The organism is Streptosporangium sp. NPDC001681, from assembly GCF_040298085.1.
Lineage (GTDB): Bacteria > Actinomycetota > Actinomycetes > Streptosporangiales > Streptosporangiaceae > Streptosporangium.
In genome coordinates this window covers 1-3,227 of the sequence record NZ_JBEOZN010000282.1, presented here as the reverse complement: position 1 = coordinate 3,227, position 3,227 = coordinate 1, and the positions used below count along the sequence as shown (strand labels likewise).

The 3,227-nt window shown below is 63.7% G+C and carries 4 protein-coding genes; 1 reads left to right on the top strand and 3 read right to left on the bottom strand.

The annotated features are described in order from the left end of the window. Positions 1-195: 195 nt before the first annotated feature. Positions 196-405, bottom strand: a complete 210-nt coding sequence (locus ABT130_RS47320; RefSeq protein WP_350966454.1) for a hypothetical protein — start codon at positions 403-405, stop codon at positions 196-198. Positions 406-407: 2 nt separating this feature from the next. Further along, positions 408-830, bottom strand: a complete 423-nt coding sequence (locus ABT130_RS47315; protein ID WP_350966453.1) for a hypothetical protein — start codon at positions 828-830, stop codon at positions 408-410. A gap of 140 nt (positions 831-970) precedes the next feature. Between ABT130_RS47315 and ABT130_RS47310 the strand changes: the two genes are divergently transcribed. After that, a complete protein-coding gene (locus ABT130_RS47310) occupies positions 971-2,113 on the top strand; it encodes an NsdA family TPR-like regulatory protein (RefSeq protein WP_350966452.1) in 1,143 nt (380 codons plus the stop codon). Between the two features lie 37 nt (positions 2,114-2,150). Here ABT130_RS47310 and ABT130_RS47305 read toward each other — a convergent pair. After that, positions 2,151-3,227: replication initiator (locus ABT130_RS47305; RefSeq protein WP_350966451.1), on the bottom strand; the 1,077-nt coding region annotated here is incomplete at its 5' end.

Genomic DNA, 3,227 nt, shown 5'->3' with positions numbered 1-3,227 from the left:
GGCTGCCTCCCACTTCACACGACCCGCTACGACAGGTCGTCGGCGAAGGTCTTCCACCTCCGCACGGTCAAACAGCGCCTCGTGGCGCACGCCGCCCCGCTTCCGATGCTCGGGCCTGGCGGCCCTGTGCTTCGGGTCGGGTTGCCACCGGATGACATGGTTACCAACAGCGAGAGTGACCTACCCCCGTCGCCATCAGGTGTCCCTAGCCTGCCGTAGCCGGTCCAACGCGTCGTTGACCAGGCGACCAAGGTTTCCCAGTTCGTACACCATCCGGTGACGTTCGTTGTCCTCCCAAGCCCTGATGGCCGCGCCGAGGTTGCCCGACATACCGGCAGTGATGATGATCTCTTGGCCGTTGACGCGCTTCGTAGCCACGTTGCCCAGGATGATCCAGCCGTACACGGTCACGATCCCCGAGCGGCCACGATCAGGTCAACGACCTTTTCCGGCTGCCCCTGTCTGACGGTTTGAAGATCAGGACCGTTACGGATAGACACCAGGTAGCAGCCCGAGCGCGGCCCCACGGTCACCGTGACATCGCGCCAGCCCTGAGGACCGATCACCGTAAGTTCGGGCGGATGCCGCTTCATCCAGGTCCGGGAGTCAGGTCGGTTGGGCCAGGTGGGGAGGTCCAGGTGGTTGCCGTAGAGCCCGAGGCTGATCGTGTTGTGTCGGTGGGAACGGATGCCCCGCTCGGTGAGAAGCCGTTGCACGACGGCCAAAGCCTCGTCCTGGCTTTCCGCTGTGGCGTCGGTGATCGTCTCGCCGTACTCATCGCCACGCTGGTTTTCGTTCTGCCCCTCTGTTTCGGCTTGCGTCACTCTCATAACACCCGGCTTTCCTCTCACAGGCGTGCGCTCTTTGGGAGCCTCATGGTTCCGACCTGTTTTTGAGAGCACCAGCGGGGGCATCGCTTACAGCGATAGGAGCACTAGGGAAAGATCGCTCACAGCGATACGCTCATTCGGTGGATGTGCGGACTTTCCCAGAAGCCCTTAAAGCGATCATGGAGCAAAGAGGATGGACCCAGACCGAACTCGCCCGTGAGCTGGGCGTTTCCCAAGCATGGGTCTCCGAGGTGTCCCGAGGTCAGAAGGACACCGGCATGGCCAAGGCCATCAATCTACTGGAGCGCGTAGGCTGGGAAATACGCGTATCGCCCAAAGTGGAGGATTCCGTGGAACGTAGGGAATTCCTGGCAGCCGCCGCGTCCGTCATCTTCGTACCCTCTACCAGTGCGAATCCTTACCAGGACGCCGACTATGTGAACACTTTAGCCGCGTCACTTGCTCGCAGCCGATACGAGCTTGGCGGAATTCCACTCATGTCACGCGCGTCAAGCCATATGCGGCACGTCGACCGAGTACTGAATAACGCCAACGAGCGACCTTTGCAAAAAGCGGTCTCTGAGCTTATGTACCAGGTCACTCTCGTGCTGTACGACGCGGGGAAGCTCGCCCAGGCCGACCGCACCGGCGGAATCGCACTGGATCTCGCACTCCGCGCCCAGGACTTCAAGAGCCAGGCCCGCGCGTACGACAGCCTGAGCCGGGTCAGTCTCTACCGAGGCGATCACGCCCGAGGAGCCACCTACGCTCAGCGAGGACTACAGGTCCCGGACATCACCAGCAGTCAGCAAGCCTCCTTGAACATGAGGCTTGGGCGTTCTCTGGCGCTCATACCCGAGCAGGGAGCAGCGTCCCGAGACGCACTTAATCGCGCGCTCAACGTCGGTGGACTTTCTCCCTTCGGGGAAGCCGCCTTGTCGGGCGATGTCGGCATAGGACTGAGCCACCTTCGCGAATATCAGGAAGCCGGAACACTGCTCAACGAAGCGGCCAGCACGATCGGGCAATGGTCGCCACTCTTTCGGGCTCAATATCTGGGACGGCAGATCCAAACGGCTCTAAGAGCCTCCGACCCGTCTTTCGCAGCCGACCGAATGAATGAGCTGGCTCGATCACTCCCGTTCATCGCTTCGGCGAGAGTCAACAAACGGGTCCACGAAATACTCCGAGCATCCCTCAAATGGAACGCCACCCCAGAGATACGGCAAGCACGCGAACACCTGCAATCCATGCTTTCCCCCGAAGCACCACCTTCCACGTGACGGGATCACGTTAAAAGCCGAAGCAGGACAACGCCCTTCATGATTCCGCCCGTTCACGAGCGATCATGCGGGCAGTGGCGATGCGTTGCCGAGCCAGTTCAGCCCAGAAGGGTTCGCCGTTTCGGTGGCCGCTTCCGGCGTAGCGCCACTCCGACAGGGTGAGCGTGTTCCCTTCGGCAGGGTCGGGCAGACCGAGGAGCATCCGGGCTTGCGCGGCGCGGTAGTCGGCACGGGTGCGGCGTAGTTCGCCCAGGGTGGTGGAGTAGTAGCGCGACTTCGTGGAGAAGTGGCCCCGGTAGCCCAGCATGTGAGACCACTGCCGCAGCGGGAGCAGCCGGTATTGAGGCTGACGGCTCAGGACGAAGCAGGTGAAGATCATGCGCCGGGCATGTTCGGTCACGGCCAGCCGGGCGATGTCCCCGGCGTCACGGATGCGACGGTCCACCGTGCCCGCCGACTCGGCCCCCTTGGTCGCGTACTTGGCCACGTAGGACGCCACCCGCTGATCACTCACGCCGTCCAGGTCGGTGGAGAGGTAGACCGGCCGCACGTCGAGCTGATCACCCCAGCGCAGCAGGACCACAGGAGGAGCGTCCGGCGACTGCTTCGAGGCAGGCACGATGACTTGTGCAGCGGCTTGCCGGATCACGTTGTCCAGTAGCGCGACGGTTGCCCAGTCCGGCGGAGGTGAGGCAGGACCGTCCGGGCCGTCGAGACGGATCACCGCATGGAAGTGGACCAGGCCGCGCGCTTGGTACTCGGCGACCTTGGCATACGACAGGCGCAGCACCTCACGCAGGTGAGCACGACGCACGCCGAGCAGCCGGGCCAGGACAGCGGGGAGTGCCTGGGTGAAGCGTCGCCACAGCTCTCCCGCGTGAGCGTTCCACAGCACCGCGCCCCGGTAGTCGTAGCAGCTGGCGCAGAGCGGTTGCCCCACTTGCGGGTCATCGCGGTCATGGTGCCTGCCACAGCCCTCGTAACGGCCGTGCTGGCAGACCGGGGAGTCACGTCGGGGACGGCACGGCAGCGGCTTGCCGTCCTTGCCCGTGCGGTGAGCGTGGACCGCGCCGAAGGACGGAGCGGTGAAGGTGGCGAACACCCGAGGATGGCC